A 15,686-nucleotide genomic window follows, 5' to 3' on the forward strand; every position below is an offset into this window, starting at 1 on the left:
GTAAAGGAAATAGAATCAAAAGGGTAAGCAGTCGCCATAAATTAGAGAAGTAAGATGAGCCGAGATAATTACAGCAAGCTAAGCAACAATGAATTGAACTTCGTCGATGATAAAACGGCGGCGTTGCTTCTCAACACGCCACACAGTGCACGCTTAATGCTCTGGGTGATGATGTTATTTTTTATTGCGGCCATTGCATGGGCATCTTGGGCACAAATAGACAAAGTGACGGTTGGTCAAGGCAAAGTGATCCCTTCATCACAAGTCCAGGTAGTACAAAATCTCGAAGGTGGCTTGGTTAAAGAAATCCTGGTCAAAGAAGGCCAACTGGTTGAAAAAGGTCAGCAGCTACTGTTGATTGATGACACTCGCTTTCGTTCTGACTATCGCGAGCGCGAACAGCAAGTGGCCAACCTTACAGCATCAGTACTGCAACTGTCTGCGTCCATCAGCAGTGTGACCGTGAACCGTGATTTTGAATCCAAGGACTGGCGACAAAGTGTGGTGTTAGATTATGGCAAACTCACCTTCCCGCCGGCACTCGAAGAGAGTCAACCGAAACTCACGCAACGCCAGAAGGCAGAATACCGAGAAAATTTGGATAATTTAAGAAGTCAGCTTTCTGTCATCGATCAGCAAGTACAGCAAAAACAACAAGACTTGGTCGAAATAGAAGCTCGAGTACGCAACTTACGCCAAAGCTATCAATACGCCTACAAAGAGCTGGATATCACCAAACCTCTCGCAGATGAAGGTGTCGTACCTCGAGTGGAACTACTTAAACTTCAGCGACAAGTAAACGACACTCGTCGCGAAATGACATCAAGTGAACTGAAAATTCCCGTTCTAAAATCCGCCATAAGAGAAGCGATGCTTAAACGCCTGGATGTCGCATTAAGGTTTCGCTCAGAGCAGCAAGAAAAACTTAATGACGCCCAAGACCAGCTTTCCGCATTAGTAGAATCTGCCGTAGGGCTGGAAGACAGAGTGAATCGAACTGTCGTCAACTCGCCCGTCACAGGCAAAATAAAAACCTTGAACGTGAACACCGTGGGTGGCGTTATACAGCCGGGAATGGATATTGTCGAAATTGTGCCAACCGAAGACACGTTACTCGTCGAAGCGAAAATTGCGCCAAAAGACATCGCATTTCTACGCCCAGATCTCCACGCCATTGTTAAGTTTAGCGCTTATGACTTTACTAAGTACGGGGGCCTAGAAGGTAAGTTGGAACACATCAGTGCAGATACCACGCAAGATGAAGACGGCAACAGTTTTTATATCGTGCGCGTCAGAACAGACAAAACCAATTTTGGCCAAGACGCGGATTTACCGATTATCCCGGGTATGACCGCTTCAATCGATATCATCACCGGGAAGCGAACCGTTTTGGAATATTTGCTTGAACCGATTTTAAGAGCCAAAACGAACGCCTTGAAGGAGTGAGTCACACAAAAGCATTTACAATGTGCGACAGCGCTCGATAAGTGGTTAAATAAAAAGCACTTACTTGTAACTAATTACGCCATTGGAAGAGTACACTTGTGATATGAGTCTAATATGCGAGCCAAATTGAAGCGTAAAGTTACATTAATACTCAGTTTAAGTTGTTTTTCGTTCCAAAGTGACGGGCAAAACAATACTAACGCACCATTGACGAAAGAAGAGCAGCAATGGGTGAATGCAGTCACACGAGTGTATGGCGAACGAGCGGGCATCCGCGTCAAAACATGGCGAAAGGAACTTGCCCATTTAAACAATATGGAGACTCGTGACAAACTTGCGGGCGTTAACAGTTTTTTCAACCAGTTATACTTTGTTGATGATATTCAGCTGTGGGGAAAGGCGGATTACTGGGCGACACCACTCGAGTTTTTGGGCAGTAATGGCGGAGATTGTGAAGACTTCACCATCGCCAAATACTTCTCGTTGCTTGAGTTGGGGATACCAGACACAAAAATGCGTTTGGTCTACGTAAAAGCGATAGCACTGAATCAGTTTCACATGGTTTTGGCTTATTACCCTACCCCAAGCTCTGAACCGCTGATCCTCGACAACATCAACCCAGAGATTGTGAGAGCCTCCAAACGTGGCGACTTGCTACCAATATACAGTTTTAATGGTACAAATTTGTGGTTAATTAAGTCTTCTGCAGGCAATGGAGAGCTTGCTGGAAAATCATCACGATTGAGCCTATGGAATGACTTACGTTCGCGCGAGCGTAAGTTACAGTTAAATAAACCTAAAATAAACTACGACGAGTGAGAAACATGACCCTATATAAAAAGCTAGTAGTGGGAATGGTTACGGTCTTTGTACTCTTGATGACATGCGTATTCGTAATCCAATTCAATACTACTCGAACCAGCTTGGAGCAACAGCAGCGTTCAGAGGTCAATAACACCATAAACACCGTAGGTTTGGCGTTAGCGCCTTACCTAAAGGACAACGATAAGGTCGCGATCGAGTCAGTCATCAACGCGTTGTTTGATGGCAGTACTTATTCCGTTGTTCGACTCACTTCGCTTGACTCTGACTACCAGGTTGTGCGCTCTTATCCTATCAAGCCAAGCACCGTTCCAGAGTGGTTTATCAACCTCAATCTGTTTAAAGCGATTCATGATAAACGGGTCATCACCAGTGGATGGATGCAACTGGCAGAAGTTGAGATCATCAGTCATCCGGGCGCCGCTTATGAACAGCTTTGGAAGGGGTTCGTCGGCCTACTTTCTGCGTTCAGTATCATTTTCTTAGCGGGGTTAGTTGCGATCTCATACATCTTACGTCGATCGCTTAAACCATTAAGAGAGATCGTGCAGAAAATGAAGGACATCGCAAACAACCAGTTCGGTGAACCTCTGACTCGTCCTAAAACGCAAGATCTGATCGCTGTCGTTGATGGTATAAACATCATGTCGGCTCAGATTGAACAATCATTCAGAGAGCAGGCCAACGAGGCACGACTACTTCGCGCGAGAGCTTACCTCGATCCAATTTCTAAGTTGGGTAACCGTTCGTTTTATCTAAACCAAGTGGATCAATGGCTGGCTGAGGAAACCCAAGGCGGTATCGCGTTGCTTCATGCTGAATACATCGGCGATATATACGAAACCAAAGACTATCAACGCGCCGATGCGCACGTAAAAGAGCTTTCCCAACGTCTTAAAAATACCATTGATGTTCCAGGAGCAACCATCGCTCGCCTTTCCAGTGACGAATTCGGTCTGCTCTTCCCGCACATGGATGAAAGCGAACTGCGTATCGTTGCCGACAGTATTATGAACTGCGTCAATGGCTTAAATACTGATCCTACCGGACTTGCTAAACCTAAAGCCGCTCTGGGTGTCGCTCACAGTAAAGAGCACAGAAGTCGCTCTGATGTGCTATCGATGGTGGATAACGCGCTGTCGAAAGCAAAAGCGGAACCGGATAAATTGTACGGATTTATCGGTAGTGAATCGCCATCGAACCTCATGGGTAAACAGCAGTGGAAAGCATTGGTCGAAGAAGCGATCCACAGTGGCTGGGTGAACTTCCGTTTCCAATCTGCCAAAAATGTTTGGGGCAAAGTTTTTCATAACGAGGTCTTTTCAAGCATCCAAAAGGATGGTGAAACCTTCCGTGCCAACCAGTATTTGTTTGCTTTAGAGCAATTAAATGCGACCAACATTTTTGACCAGTATGTGATTGAATCCATGATCAAAATGATTGAAAGTGGTGAACAGACTGATCCCGTCGCAATCAATATTGCTCATAGTAGTATTGCTCAACCTTCTTTCATTCGTTGGGCAACCAATACCTTGGCAAAACATGCCGACGTTGTCTCGCAGCTGCACTTTGAGATCCCCGAAGAATGCTTTATTGAACACCCACACCACACTGCCCTATTGTGTAACGCCATTCGTCAAGCAGGCGCAGTATTCGGAGTGGATAATTATGGCCGCAATTTCCACTCGCTTGAGTACATTCACGAGTTTCGTCCCAACTACGTCAAACTCGACTATCTATTTACCCATAACTTAAACGACGAAAAACAGAAATTCACCTTAACGTCGATTTCGCGTACTGCTCATAATTTAGGTATTACGACCATTGCATCGCGTATCGAAACTCAAATCCAATTGGACTTCCTCAACGAACACTTTGTAGAAGTATTCCAAGGATTTATTGTCGACAAAGAATAAAAGGCTTCAACGATGCAAGACCCTTTACTGAATTCGCTTATCTACGTTAGTCGTTACTATGGACTGGCGAATTCACCAGAAGCTCTGGTTAATGGGCTCCCTCTATCAGAGGGCAAACTTACCCCGTTTTTGCTTCCTAGAGCGGCAGAAAGAGCGGGCTTGGTCGCCAAAGAAAACCGCTCAGAGCTGGAGAATATCTCCAGCTTAATTCTGCCCGCGATATTGGTTCTGAATGACGGAGACTCTTGCGTACTAAACAGCATCAATCATGAGACGCAAGAGGCTGAAATCACCACCATGGAAAGCGGCATTGTGCCAATCTCCATTCCGTTGAAAGAATTACAAGCGCAGTACTCAGGTCGCTACTTTTTAGTTAAGAAACAATTCCGTTTCGATGAGCGCTCACCTGAAGTTCTCGACACGAAACAGGGGCACTGGTTTTGGTCCACGCTGTGGCAATCAAAACGAATCTATCGCGATGTATTTATCGCCTCAATACTCATCAATATTTTTGCTATCGCAGCGCCAATGTTTACACGCTTGGTGTATGACAAAGTCGTTCCAAACCTTGCGTTTGAAACCTTGTGGGTCTTAGCCAGTGGTATTTTTGTTGTCTTCGCCTTTGACTTTATACTCAAATCATTACGAAATTACTTTATCGATGTCGCGGGGAAAAAATCCGACATACTGATCTCGTCCAAACTGTTTAGTAAAGTGATGGGGATTCGTATGGAGTCTAAACCGCCTTCTGTTGGTGCTTTTGCACGGCATTTACAAGAGTTTGAGTCGATTCGAGAATTCTTCACTTCAGCAACGATCAGTGCGCTGATTGACTTGCCATTCGCCCTACTATTTTTGTTTATTATCTGGCTAATGACTGGCAACCTTGTTCTCGTCCCTCTAGTTGGTGTCGTGCTGCTGGTGATTCATTCTTTAATCATTCAGGGACCGTTAAGACGCTCGATAGAAGAAGGTTCTCGTCTCGCTTCACAGAAGTACGCCAACCTGATCGAAAGCTTAGCAGGACTTGAAACCGTAAAAATGCTCAGTGCGCAGAGCCAATTCCAATATCGTTGGGAAGAGGCGGTCGCGCACATGGCAAACTGGAACATTAAGAGCCGCCGCATTACTGATAGCATCCAAAACTCTGCCGGATTTGTACAACAGAGCTGTAGCGTAGGGATGATCATTTTAGGTGTTTACCTCATCGCTGAGGGTGAGCTCACGATGGGGGGGTTGATTGCAGCGACCATGTTAAGCAGTCGCGCTATTGGTCCGCTGGTACAACTTTCATTACTTTCTACGCGCTATAATCAAGCAAAATCATCCATGACCATCATCCACCAAGTGATGCAAATGCCTGATGAACAGGAAGAAGGCAAGCGTTACATCCACCGTCCTATCATTCAAGGTAAGATTGAGCTAGAACACGTGACTTTCCACTATCCCAATGCGCCAGTCCCATCGATTCGTGATTTGAGCCTGACGATAGAGCCTGGCGAAAAAGTGGCCATTATTGGACGTATAGGTTCAGGTAAAACCACATTAGAGCGCCTCATAATGGGATTGTACCAACCAACGGAAGGTCATGTCCGCATAGATGAAACCGATATTGCTCAGCTACATCACGTTGATATTCGCCGCAATATTGGCTGTGTCCCTCAAGATCCGAACCTGTTCTTTGGTTCCATTCGCGATAACATTACTTTAGGTCGTCCACTGACAGATGATCGTGATGTGATGGATGCAGCAAACCGTGCCGGTGTCACCGCCTTTACACAATCTGATCCCGCAGGATTAGAACGTCAGGTGGGAGAAGGTGGTGCCCTGCTCTCGGGTGGCCAGCGCCAAGCCGTAACGATTGCACGTGCGTTCGTGGGCAGACCGCCAGTACTGTTGCTGGACGAGCCAACCAGTGCGATGGATAACCGCTCTGAAATGCATATAAAGCACCAGTTGGCTCAGCTCAAACCGAGTGAAACGCTGATACTCATCACGCATAAAACGGCCATGCTCGATATTGTCGATCGTGTCATTGTTATGGAAAAAGGCAGCATCATCGCCGATGGTCCAAAAAGCAAGATCTTGAACGATTTGAAACAAGGGAAAGTACGAGCAGATTAACATCGTCTCTCTATTTTGCATGATATCAATCAAGCCCTCACTTCAGTGCAAGTTTGAGGGCTTTTTTATAGCAAATGTTGGTGAACAACTAAGATCGAATTCTGACAATAAATTCGTAACTAGTACATGAGAGCTTGAAACTTTTCTCAGACTGAATGTCACTGCATGTTTTGGTTCTGGCACACTTTTGTACGGAAATAAGCTAGAAACAAAAAGCTAACTTGCCTGTGTTAGATTAGTTAATGTATGTAAACCTCAGTACATAAAAACAAAACTGATTAAGGTAAGCTCTTGGTAACTATATGCCACGATTCGAAAAGTAACGCGTAGGTGAATCGCCATAGACCCGACGAAACATAGCGATAAAGTTACTGGGCGTCGAATAACCCAAAGCATGTGCAACCTCTCCTACCGATTCTCCGCTTGCCATCATTTCTAACGAGTGTATTAGCAGTACTTGTTGCCGCCATTCACTAAAACTCATGTTTAACTCACTTCGAATCAATCGTCTTAACGTCCGAGATGAGAATGCCCCGATATTTGCCCAATGCTCGACAGAGTGTTTGCTGTTTGGGTCTATTAAAATTGCTTGAGTGACTTTTTGCAATCTAGGGTCTTTGGGTAATGGGATGTAGAGTGACTCATGAGGGCTACTGACAATTTCATCGGATATTACGGAAAGAATATGTAAACACTGTGTAGATAGATCGTCTGTTTTGCTCCATATCGATGCCCTAATCGATAAAACTTTCAAAACATCGCTCATTTGGATCACACAAGGTCTCATTGGAAACGGCTCACAACTCTCAGGAGTAAACAGTAATGAACGGCCTTTCAGAGAACCACAAAAATAGACACTGTGCATCGCACCTGGGGGGATCCAACCAGCTCGGTGAGGTGGTAGTATCCAAGTCCCTTCATCGGTTTTTACCTGTATTAGCCCTTCATCTATACACAGTAGCTGGCCTCGATGATGACTGTGCCAATTATGCGGCCGTTGATCCAAATGATTGAAGTCAGTCCGTTCATGCTGCCACTCCTTAGCGATCAGCGAGGCTCCATTTTTCCATTCACTATAATCACAATTTGTCATTTTATTTACTGAATTCCATTTTGGCCAATATTCATTATTTTCTGTCCCCTTAACGTTACCATAGCAAGTTAGCGTTCGAGTAACATCTGAACAACGACCACTTTTATCGAAGGCAGAGCCACCATGAACGAACCTATTTTTATTATCTATTACATTACAGCAGGTTTGGGCATTGGCTTTCTTGCTGGACTCGTTGGTGTAGGTGGTGGAGGAATGGCCGTCCCTATTTTTGCGCTTCTGTTTTCAATACAGGGAATAGCTGATACAGAAGTGGTCCATCTTGCGTTAGGGACATCGATGGCTTCGATGATTATTACAACATTGGGTAGCATGCGCGCTCACTACAAAAAAAAGAATGTTGACTCGATAATGGTGATAAAAATGTTGAGCGGAGTTCTAGTCGGAACATTTTGTGCGACATTCGTGGCATCGTATCTACAGGGAGTCTATCTGGCAGGATTTTTCAGCGTATTCATGTTGTATATAGCTTATAAAATGTTTCTTAACACTGAGCATGAGTACAATCCAAATCCACATGGGGCCATAGGTAATGTCACGGTAGGCTCTGTCATTGGCTCTGTATCAGCACTTGTCTCTATAAGCGGTGCGGGCTTGATCATCCCTTACCTTGTCCAGCAAAATTTTGAGGTAAAACGTGCTATTGGCACATCTGCTGCGATAGGCTTCCCTATCGCGCTATCTGGAAGCCTCGGATACATGTTAAACGGATGGGAAAATACAGATTGGAACAACTTAGTATTAGGATATATATACCTTCCTGCAATGATCAGCTTCTCCATTAGCAGCTACTTAACTACTAGCCTCGGAGTACGTTGCGCAGAGTATTTCCCAAATAATGTTCTTAAGAAGATCGTTGGTATTTTGTGTGTTCTTCTAAGTTTCAAAATGTTGGTACAGGTACTTAATTAGGGCAAATAATACTGTCATCAGCAGGTCTTACAATATGATGTAGGGACAACCTGCTGTTGCACATCCATTATTTATTTGATGATTATCGTGTTGTGCTTAAAGGCGTAACTAATTTTAGAGTCGAGGCAAGCCATTAAAAACGCAAAAACTTACACCACGCTTTGCTGGTTCAAGCAGACAATGCGTAAGAAAGCTCCGCATTGTCTGCTATTCTTATGACTTTGTTAACCTAGCCAGAATTACATCCAAAATGTTCTGGTGATTGTCCTGTCTGGAAACCTCGTCACGCTCCTGGCAAAGTGCTTCTTCCCCTTCTGATGTGAGAATTTTAATGCCACGTTCAGTACATTCTGCGAACGCACTAAACTGAGTCGCACTGGGAATCTCTTGAAGTGTTACATTGGGAAGAGTAACGAGTGATTCAGCAGGTATCAGTGCGGGATGTTGCTGAGCAGAAAGCGTCACCACGGTGATGGCATTGTTCATCAACGCCAGCGTTTCAGGGGCAAAGGTTTTCGTTAGCTCTGGGTCGATAACGACGACGGATTTCAGTCTGTTTTCAGACTGAAATCGGGGGAATTTTTGATCCGGGATGTTGGTAATATCAACGTTATTTTCACGTAACCAATGACAGTCGATATTGGTGTCATCGTGACACGATGTTCGGTATTTTTCCGGGCTTATTTGTGCTCCGGAGAGCATCAGCATAGATGTGCCGCCCAGAAAAAAGCCGACCCCCTGCACTTTATCAGTATCTACGCCTCCGGACAGTATCCCGACCGAACTTAATTCGTTCAGCCCAAGCACCAAATCACTGGTTCTGAATCTGATTTCATCAACAGCCATTTCCGCACTGATTTCGTTCGGTTCAGGAGGCTTGGGGATAATAATGACATAACCTTGTTGCGCCAGGCTTGAGGCTATCCAACCATTGTGGGAAAACGCTGACCGTGTTCCGCCCTGTGACAAAAGCACAACGGGAAATTTTCCACTAGCTAAAGGGGCATCTAACTGTGTTTCCACTGATTTAAAAATGTTACCCCTACCAAACGTGAAGTTGGTTTTTTCGCTCGTCGTAGGATACCAGTAGTAGACTTCTACAGGCTTGCTTCTCTCTTCACTGAATACCGTTTTGACTGTTAGCGCAGAATGATATTTCGGCTCCTTCGCACTTACACTGAAACATGATATAGCGACTAGAAACGACATCATTATCTTGGCTTTCATTTTGCCCTCAGCCGACCAACACATTGTTCTGCACGGCATCTGGAAACAATAACGCGCAGGAGATTCTCCATTTATTATGCGAAACATAGCAATAAAGTTACTAGGAGTCGAGTAATCTAAAGCAAGTGTTTGCTATGAACTGCGCCAGCATAACTCTTGAGAAAAACGTGCTAGCCGTTTTACTAAATTTGCAATTTTCGAATAACTATAGGGAGGATGAGTAACCTAGCTCAGAGTCCAAAGCTACTAGATAAGGAACAGTTTACAGGTCTCAGTTGCAACTCTGCAGTAGAAACAGCTAATCAATCTAAACCAAGATCTCGTTTCATGTGCTCACTAAGCTCATCTTTACTTGGTAAATTAATATTATTCTTTCTGTGGCGAATTATCATTTCATCACCAAATAGAGTAACAAACACTTTTGTGTAATACTGAATAACACTATTTATCATGGTTATAATAAATTCGCGATAACATCTATACTTCTTCTTATTTATAACTTCTTCTTTCATAGTTTACTCTCTGCTTTTATTAGGTTATATAAATATTTAAAAACACATAAAAATAATTAATAATATCAATAATTATAAAAATATAACTTTCATCATCCGACAAAAGCTAGTTATACTTAACGGGCATTTAAAAGACAACGTGACTCAGAGTTGCAAATAGGTAACAATCATGGAATTGATGAACAATGAGCTAATCTGCTTTGCAGCAATTTGTAAGCATCTTTCTTTGACGGAGGCTTCAAAGGAGCTTGGAAAGTCAAAGGCTCAAGTAAGCCGTCAACTGGCAAACCTAGAAAAACAGCTTGGGGTTACGCTCGTTCATCGAACAACAAGAAAACTTGTTCTGACTGATCATGGTGAAAGCATCAAAGAACTTGCCATCGAAGCTTTAGATAATTTACAAGAATTGAATTACAGAGCAAAATCACTGAGTGATTGCATTAGTGGAAAATTTAAAATAACAATGCCTAATTCGATAGCCTCTTCTATTTTTGGTGAGGTTCTAAAAGGCCTTAAAGAGCGATATCCTGCTGTTAACTTTGAAATATCCTCAAGTAATAGCATTGAAAACTTATTAGAAAGCAATGTAGACATGGCAATTAGACTTAATAACGTTGTTGATGATGCATTAATTGCACATAAAGTAGCAAATTATAACGATGTTTTAATATCAAAAATTGACGATACTAAAAATAAAACTTTACTCATATATAAAAACCACTCGTGCAAAGAGTTGATAAAAGAGAATTACAATGATGTCATTGAAGTTGATAATACATCCATTTTAATGAACTTTGTTGCTAGAGGAATCGGTGTTGGCGTCATTCCAAATTATCTTATGAAAGATAGCCACATAGATAGGCATATCCATATTGTGGACACTTTCGATACGGAAAGTTCGATGTATATCGCTTACCCTTATCAAAATCCACTGCCGAGAAAATTGGCCGAGATCTCAGCTTTCATTCGAGCAGAATTGGACAGTATTTTGAGTCGATAAGTGCCATTGATTATGTAAAGTACGGCACCCAGACCGCTCTGATATTTTAAAACCAAAGACCAGGAATTTTTCGCGATTTTATAACAACGCACGCTATACAAGTATATAGTCTGTTCTTATTATTTTTGAACGAGAACTTGTTTAGAGGTGGTTAGAGCTATCGCTGTTGTCACCCAATCTGATGATGCTAAGAACGTGTTGCGAATGTTCGTACAGACACATCTTTGGACAATTTCGAGTTCGGGATTGCGTTTCAGACTGCACAGTTCGGATAACTTCAGATAAGTGACCTGCTCCCCAAAAACTAGTCCAGTCGGTCCTTAGTAACATCCGTTTGGTTGTGTTTGTAGTAGCTCATATCAGATCTTACAGTTTCGGTGAATATGGCAGAACTTCATCGGGCATAAGGCAATGAACGAGGTACTGACGGCCACAATGTCTGAACTATTTCCATTTTAAATGCCTGATATTAAACAATGACTTAATGTTGTTTTAATCGACCTTCATGGTGGTTACTAAAAGTTAACTAATTGCACTAGGGATGCAGGTAACCATAATAAACCGCAAGACAGCGAAATCATTATTCGCTTTGTAAACATCCAAATATTGAAGGGTTAATATCATGAGTAACGTCCTAATCATTAACGCACACGAACCATCTCCATTTTCTGAAGGCAAACTCAATACGGCTTTAGTTGAAAAAGCTCGTACCCAGTTAGAATCAAAGGGTCACGAAGTTCGCGTTGTCACAATGCAAGATGACATCGTCGTTGACGAGCAACTGGCGAACTTTGAATGGGCAGATCGAGTGATCCTACAGTCACCTGTCAATTGGATGACCATCCCATGGTCTTTCAAGAAATACATGGATGAAGTATTCACTGCGGGGATGGGAGGTGCGCTCTGTGCCTTTGATGGCAGAACGCCAGAAGAACCAAAGAAAAATTATGGAACAGGCGGCACTCGTACCAATACCAAATACATGCTTTCTTTCACATTCAATGCGCCAGAAGGGTCATTTAATGATGATAGCGAATACTTATTCCAAGGTCGCAGTGTGGATGACTTGATGTTCCACATGCACGCAAACTTCCGCTTCTTTGGCATGACGGCACTGCCAACCTTTGCTTGCTACGACGTGATGAAAAACGCAGACATTGAGAACGACTTTGCTCGCTTTGAAGCCCATCTAGACGCACACTTCTAAGGAGGTAGTCATGAGCACTGAATTTACTTACTACAATGCAGAAACGGCCCCTGACGAGTCTAAAGAACTGGTCGCTCAGTCAATAAAAGGCTTCGGTATGCTGCCAAACCTGCACGCCGTTCTCGCCGAAGCGCCGGCAACCTACGAGGCATACAACACAGCCTTCGACCTGTTTATGAAAAACACAACGTTCAGTCCATTGGAGCAGCAGGTGGTCTTTATGACCGCAAACTTTGAAAATAACTGTCACTACTGTGTTCCTGGTCATACATGGATGATGAAGGCGGGCAAAATGCCAGATGACGTGATTGAAGCATTGCGTGAAGGCACCGTCATTCCTGATGCCAAGCTACAAGTACTGCATGATTTTACCAAGGCACTGCTCGATAACCGTGGTCATATCGGTGATGAAAAACTGCAAGCATTCTTCGACGCTGGATTTACTAAACGTCAAGCGCTGGAAGTGCTGACTGGTCTGGCTGCTAAGCTTATCTCAAACTTCACTAATGCATTGGCACATACTGAACCCGATGCACCATTCCAGAAGTTTGCGTGGACGCATCCTAGCGAACGTTAAACTTAGTCAAAGATAGCAAACGCAAAGCAAAGCACTGTTTGACGCGTGAGCACAGTGCTTTGAGTAGGAAACTTATATGAATAATACAATTAAGCTCGACATTATTAGTGATGTTGTCTGCCCGTGGTGCATCATTGGATATAACCATTTAAATGCAGCAATCAAACAGCTTGGCATTGAAGATCGGGTCGAGATTGAGTGGCAGCCTTTTGAACTGAACCCTGATATGCCTGCCGAAGGTGAAAACCTTCGAGATCACGTTGCTCGTAAATATGGCAGTAGCGCAGAGGAAAGTAAAAACGCGCGTATTCGTATCGCTAGTATTGGTGCGGAGCATGGCTTCAAGTTTAACTACTTTGATGACATGAAGATGGTGAACACATTTGACGCACACCTTTTACTTGATTACGCCAAGAGTATGGGCAAGCAAACTGAACTAAAATTGCGTTTATTTACCGCCTTTTTCAGTGAGCAGAAAGACGTCTCTGACCGCGAGATTCTTAAGCAAGAGCTAATTGCTGTAGATCTTGACCCCGAAGAAGGAATACGTTGGCTAGATGATGTGCAGCGACGAAGCTCAGTCCGTAGTACAGAGAAACAATGGCAAAAAATGGGCGTATCGAGTGTGCCAACGGTGATTTTCAATGGGGAACATGGTGTTTCTGGTGCGCATCCAGTGGAAGGTTACAAACAGATCTTAGCTGAGTTAATGGCTCAGGCGAATCAGTACTAGGTTACTAAAAGTACACTGGTTGCAACTTATTTCTTAGTGTCTTATCTTTTTCTAACTAGTTCTGACCTCAATCTCAGGAGCCCAGATGACATACTCACAAAAACTAAAAGCGGATGACGTTTTTCCTACAATAGAGGCAACAAAGCTTGATGGAACCAAAGTCAAGTTAGGTCAACCTCAAGGTGATGCAACATGGCAAGCAGTTTTTGTCTATCGTGGTAAACACTGTCCACTTTGCACCAAGTACCTCAATGAAATTGAGACCTATAAACAGGCCTTTATTGAGGCGGGCGTTGATATTCTGGCTGTCTCTGGTGACTCGAAGCAACAATTGGAGCAACACCTAGAAAAGCTCGATATCAGTTTTCCAATCGCCTATGGTCTTACTGAGCAACAAATGAAGATTTTAGGGCTCTACATATCGCTACCACGCTCCGAAGCTGAAACCGACCATAACTTTGCAGAGCCGGGGTTGTTTGTGGTCAATGAGCACGGCAACCTACACGTGGTTGACCTATCTAATAACCCGTTTGTAAGACCAGAGCTCGGTGCACTGACCCGAGGTTTGGCATGGATTCGTAACCCAGAAAACCACTACCCTATCCGTGGCACACTAGACTACTGAACCTCCAGTTTGAAATACGACAAGGCAACTGTTTAGGTTGCCTTGCTACGTTATAAAAGGGAAGTGATGAAGGTCACTCACGCTATTTAAGCGGAACATTCATTATTTGAGTTGCACATTGTTGCTTTCTGACCATTTTCTCAATGCATCGAGAATCGTTAACGCACTGCGCCCAAACTCGGTGAGTTCGTAACTGACTGCCAGCGGTTTTTCATTGAGCACACGACGTATTACCATGTTCTCACTTTCTAGTTCTTTTAGACGCTGGTCGACCATCTTCTTGCTTGCACCACCCAACATTCTTGAAAGATCATTGAATCTCACAGGGCCATCTTTCAGATGGTAGATGATGGAGCCCTTCCATTTGGAGCCCAAAATCCTCATGCCTTTTTCGATCGCACAAGGCTCGGTACAAGCATCAACAACGCTCTTACGCCCTTTTGGGTCAACTTTAACTTGTGCTTTCATACAGCCCCGCGTCATTTTGAGAAGTAACGTAACTTATCAGCACTGACAATAAAAACGTCACTCAGAGTTATTGAATACGCTCAGCGAATTAGGTGTAAGAGTGGGCACCTAATGGCGAGAGTCTTGCGGTATATTTTAGTTACCTAGAGATTGAATGCAACCAGTATGCTTCTAGTAACCTGCCATTCCCCCCGAAAAATAACAGCAGCCAAAAGAAGGTTGCATTAATCAGTTTAGTTGGCCTTAACAAGCGGCACTGATCAAGTTGCCTTCTATCTCAAGCTCAAGGCGTGTGCGGATACGCCAGATATCTTCAAGTTTAAATGGCTTCTTTTGTCCTAAGTGTCTTCTCTGTTTATTAGTAATTACCATGCTCCACCTCCATAGGTTGTTTGAGTAACTAGATAATTTTGGAAATGACAATTTTGGATAACATTTCCTAATGCGATATGGGGCCGTCACTTTGTTTGGGGCAAATACTCTAAGAAGGAATGGGGCATTTCTGTTTTGAAACGCCCATCTGCTGAAAAAAGAAAAGCAGAACGTCAACTGCATGCCAAACCAATACTGGATGAGTTATACGAGTGGATGACGACTCAGCAAGTGATAGAGTCTAGCTCGCTGGGTAAGGCGATAAAATACACGCTTGGCCAATGGCCGAAACTCATCCGCTATATCGATAACGGTCACTTATCTATAGACAATAATCGAGCCGAACGCGCCATTAAACCGCTGGTCATTGGCAGAAAGAACTGGCTCTTCTCGACCAACCCGAATGGAGCTGAAGCGAGTGCGATGCTTTACAGCATCGTTGAAACCGCGAAAGCCAATGGTCTCAGCCTCTACGACTATATGGTCAAGTGCATGAAGGAGTTGGCGAAAGCTGAGCCTGATATCGATGCGCTTCTACCATGTAACTTCAAACACTAGCAAATCGCCCCGTGGGTTCATGAGGCGGATACTGACAATCGAGATACTGATTACTTCTTAAAGATAAAAGCGGCTT

At 43.7% G+C, this 15,686-nt stretch carries 14 protein-coding genes and 2 pseudogenes; 11 read left to right on the top strand and 5 right to left on the bottom strand.

The window, feature by feature from the left end; all coding sequences use genetic code 11:
* The first annotated feature begins 54 nt into the window (after positions 1–54).
* From SU60_RS08475 to SU60_RS08490, 4 genes are all read left to right on the top strand, one after another.
* On the top strand, positions 55–1,446 hold the full coding sequence (locus tag SU60_RS08475; RefSeq protein ID WP_041155136.1) for an HlyD family type I secretion periplasmic adaptor subunit: 1,392 nt from the start codon (positions 55–57) through the stop codon (positions 1,444–1,446).
* 114 nt (positions 1,447–1,560) lie between these two features.
* Complete coding sequence (locus SU60_RS08480) at positions 1,561–2,265, top strand: transglutaminase-like cysteine peptidase (protein WP_041155137.1); 705 nt, start codon at positions 1,561–1,563, stop codon at positions 2,263–2,265.
* A 5-nt stretch (positions 2,266–2,270) separates the two neighbouring features.
* Entirely contained in the window at positions 2,271–4,184 is a 1,914-nt protein-coding gene (locus SU60_RS08485; protein ID WP_041155138.1) for a bifunctional diguanylate cyclase/phosphodiesterase, read from the top strand.
* 12 nt (positions 4,185–4,196) lie between these two features.
* Positions 4,197–6,308 carry a type I secretion system permease/ATPase gene (locus SU60_RS08490; RefSeq protein WP_041155139.1) on the top strand — a complete coding sequence of 704 codons (2,112 nt, stop codon included), beginning with the start codon at positions 4,197–4,199 and terminating at the stop codon, positions 6,306–6,308.
* Between the two features lie 298 nt (positions 6,309–6,606).
* On the opposite strand, the gene SU60_RS08495 is transcribed toward SU60_RS08490, so the two are convergent.
* Entirely contained in the window at positions 6,607–7,401 is a 795-nt protein-coding gene (locus SU60_RS08495; RefSeq protein WP_041155140.1) for an AraC family transcriptional regulator, read from the bottom strand.
* 123 nt (positions 7,402–7,524) lie between these two features.
* Between SU60_RS08495 and SU60_RS08500 the strand changes: the two genes are divergently transcribed.
* Positions 7,525–8,331 (top strand): sulfite exporter TauE/SafE family protein, encoded by an 807-nt coding sequence (locus SU60_RS08500; protein ID WP_041155141.1) that lies wholly within the window; start codon positions 7,525–7,527, stop codon positions 8,329–8,331.
* A 213-nt stretch (positions 8,332–8,544) separates the two neighbouring features.
* Here the strand turns inward: SU60_RS08500 and SU60_RS08505 are convergent, their stop codons facing one another.
* Both SU60_RS08505 and SU60_RS08510 read right to left on the bottom strand, forming a co-directional pair.
* A complete protein-coding gene (locus SU60_RS08505; protein ID WP_245228386.1) occupies positions 8,545–9,306 on the bottom strand; it encodes an alpha/beta hydrolase family protein in 762 nt (253 codons plus the stop codon).
* Between the two features lie 554 nt (positions 9,307–9,860).
* Complete coding sequence (locus SU60_RS08510) at positions 9,861–10,070, bottom strand: hypothetical protein (protein ID WP_041155142.1); 210 nt, start codon at positions 10,068–10,070, stop codon at positions 9,861–9,863.
* A 169-nt stretch (positions 10,071–10,239) separates the two neighbouring features.
* On the opposite strand from SU60_RS08510, the gene SU60_RS08515 reads away from it, so the two are divergent.
* The 5 genes from SU60_RS08515 to SU60_RS08535 all read left to right on the top strand — a co-directional run bounded on the left by SU60_RS08515 (position 10,240) and on the right by SU60_RS08535 (position 14,212).
* The gene (locus SU60_RS08515; protein WP_041155143.1) at positions 10,240–11,070 is read left to right on the top strand and encodes a LysR family transcriptional regulator; all 831 of its coding nucleotides are present in this window, start codon (positions 10,240–10,242) and stop codon (positions 11,068–11,070) included.
* Positions 11,071–11,692: 622 nt separating this feature from the next.
* The gene (locus SU60_RS08520) at positions 11,693–12,277 is read left to right on the top strand and encodes an NAD(P)H-dependent oxidoreductase (protein WP_041155144.1); all 585 of its coding nucleotides are present in this window, start codon (positions 11,693–11,695) and stop codon (positions 12,275–12,277) included.
* A gap of 10 nt (positions 12,278–12,287) precedes the next feature.
* On the top strand, positions 12,288–12,854 hold the full coding sequence (locus SU60_RS08525) for a carboxymuconolactone decarboxylase family protein (RefSeq protein WP_041155145.1): 567 nt from the start codon (positions 12,288–12,290) through the stop codon (positions 12,852–12,854).
* 76 nt (positions 12,855–12,930) lie between these two features.
* Positions 12,931–13,587 carry a DsbA family oxidoreductase gene (locus SU60_RS08530; RefSeq protein WP_041155146.1) on the top strand — a complete coding sequence of 219 codons (657 nt, stop codon included), beginning with the start codon at positions 12,931–12,933 and terminating at the stop codon, positions 13,585–13,587.
* A gap of 85 nt (positions 13,588–13,672) precedes the next feature.
* On the top strand, positions 13,673–14,212 hold the full coding sequence (locus SU60_RS08535) for a redoxin domain-containing protein (RefSeq protein WP_041155147.1): 540 nt from the start codon (positions 13,673–13,675) through the stop codon (positions 14,210–14,212).
* 102 nt (positions 14,213–14,314) lie between these two features.
* On the opposite strand, the gene SU60_RS08540 is transcribed toward SU60_RS08535, so the two are convergent.
* Both SU60_RS08540 and SU60_RS22610 read right to left on the bottom strand, forming a co-directional pair.
* Positions 14,315–14,680 (bottom strand): winged helix-turn-helix transcriptional regulator, encoded by a 366-nt coding sequence (locus SU60_RS08540; RefSeq protein ID WP_041155148.1) that lies wholly within the window; start codon positions 14,678–14,680, stop codon positions 14,315–14,317.
* A gap of 249 nt (positions 14,681–14,929) precedes the next feature.
* Positions 14,930–15,052: pseudogene (locus SU60_RS22610) on the bottom strand (integrase); the annotation flags it as partial.
* A 111-nt stretch (positions 15,053–15,163) separates the two neighbouring features.
* Between SU60_RS22610 and SU60_RS08545 the strand changes: the two are divergent.
* Positions 15,164–15,610 (top strand): annotated as a pseudogene (locus SU60_RS08545) (IS66 family transposase); the annotation flags it as partial.
* Positions 15,611–15,686 lie beyond the last annotated feature (76 nt).

The organism is Vibrio mytili (assembly GCF_000830505.1).
Taxonomy (GTDB): Bacteria; Pseudomonadota; Gammaproteobacteria; order Enterobacterales; family Vibrionaceae; genus Vibrio; species Vibrio mytili.

What these genes read in the sequence shown, in the direction of transcription:
- SU60_RS08475 (WP_041155136.1), top strand. Translation starts at nt 55, where the DNA reads ATGAGCCGAGATAATTACAGCAAGCTAAGCAACAATGAATTGAACTTC.
- SU60_RS08480 (WP_041155137.1), top strand. Translation starts at nt 1,561, where the DNA reads ATGCGAGCCAAATTGAAGCGTAAAGTTACATTAATACTCAGTTTAAGT.
- SU60_RS08485 (WP_041155138.1), top strand. Translation starts at nt 2,271, where the DNA reads ATGACCCTATATAAAAAGCTAGTAGTGGGAATGGTTACGGTCTTTGTA.
- SU60_RS08490 (WP_041155139.1), top strand. Translation starts at nt 4,197, where the DNA reads ATGCAAGACCCTTTACTGAATTCGCTTATCTACGTTAGTCGTTACTAT.
- SU60_RS08495 (WP_041155140.1), bottom strand. Translation starts at nt 7,401, where the DNA reads ATGACAAATTGTGATTATAGTGAATGGAAAAATGGAGCCTCGCTGATC.
- SU60_RS08500 (WP_041155141.1), top strand. Translation starts at nt 7,525, where the DNA reads ATGAACGAACCTATTTTTATTATCTATTACATTACAGCAGGTTTGGGC.
- SU60_RS08510 (WP_041155142.1), bottom strand. Translation starts at nt 10,070, where the DNA reads ATGAAAGAAGAAGTTATAAATAAGAAGAAGTATAGATGTTATCGCGAA.
- SU60_RS08515 (WP_041155143.1), top strand. Translation starts at nt 10,240, where the DNA reads ATGGAATTGATGAACAATGAGCTAATCTGCTTTGCAGCAATTTGTAAG.
- SU60_RS08520 (WP_041155144.1), top strand. Translation starts at nt 11,693, where the DNA reads ATGAGTAACGTCCTAATCATTAACGCACACGAACCATCTCCATTTTCT.
- SU60_RS08525 (WP_041155145.1), top strand. Translation starts at nt 12,288, where the DNA reads ATGAGCACTGAATTTACTTACTACAATGCAGAAACGGCCCCTGACGAG.
- SU60_RS08530 (WP_041155146.1), top strand. Translation starts at nt 12,931, where the DNA reads ATGAATAATACAATTAAGCTCGACATTATTAGTGATGTTGTCTGCCCG.
- SU60_RS08535 (WP_041155147.1), top strand. Translation starts at nt 13,673, where the DNA reads ATGACATACTCACAAAAACTAAAAGCGGATGACGTTTTTCCTACAATA.
- SU60_RS08540 (WP_041155148.1), bottom strand. Translation starts at nt 14,680, where the DNA reads ATGAAAGCACAAGTTAAAGTTGACCCAAAAGGGCGTAAGAGCGTTGTT.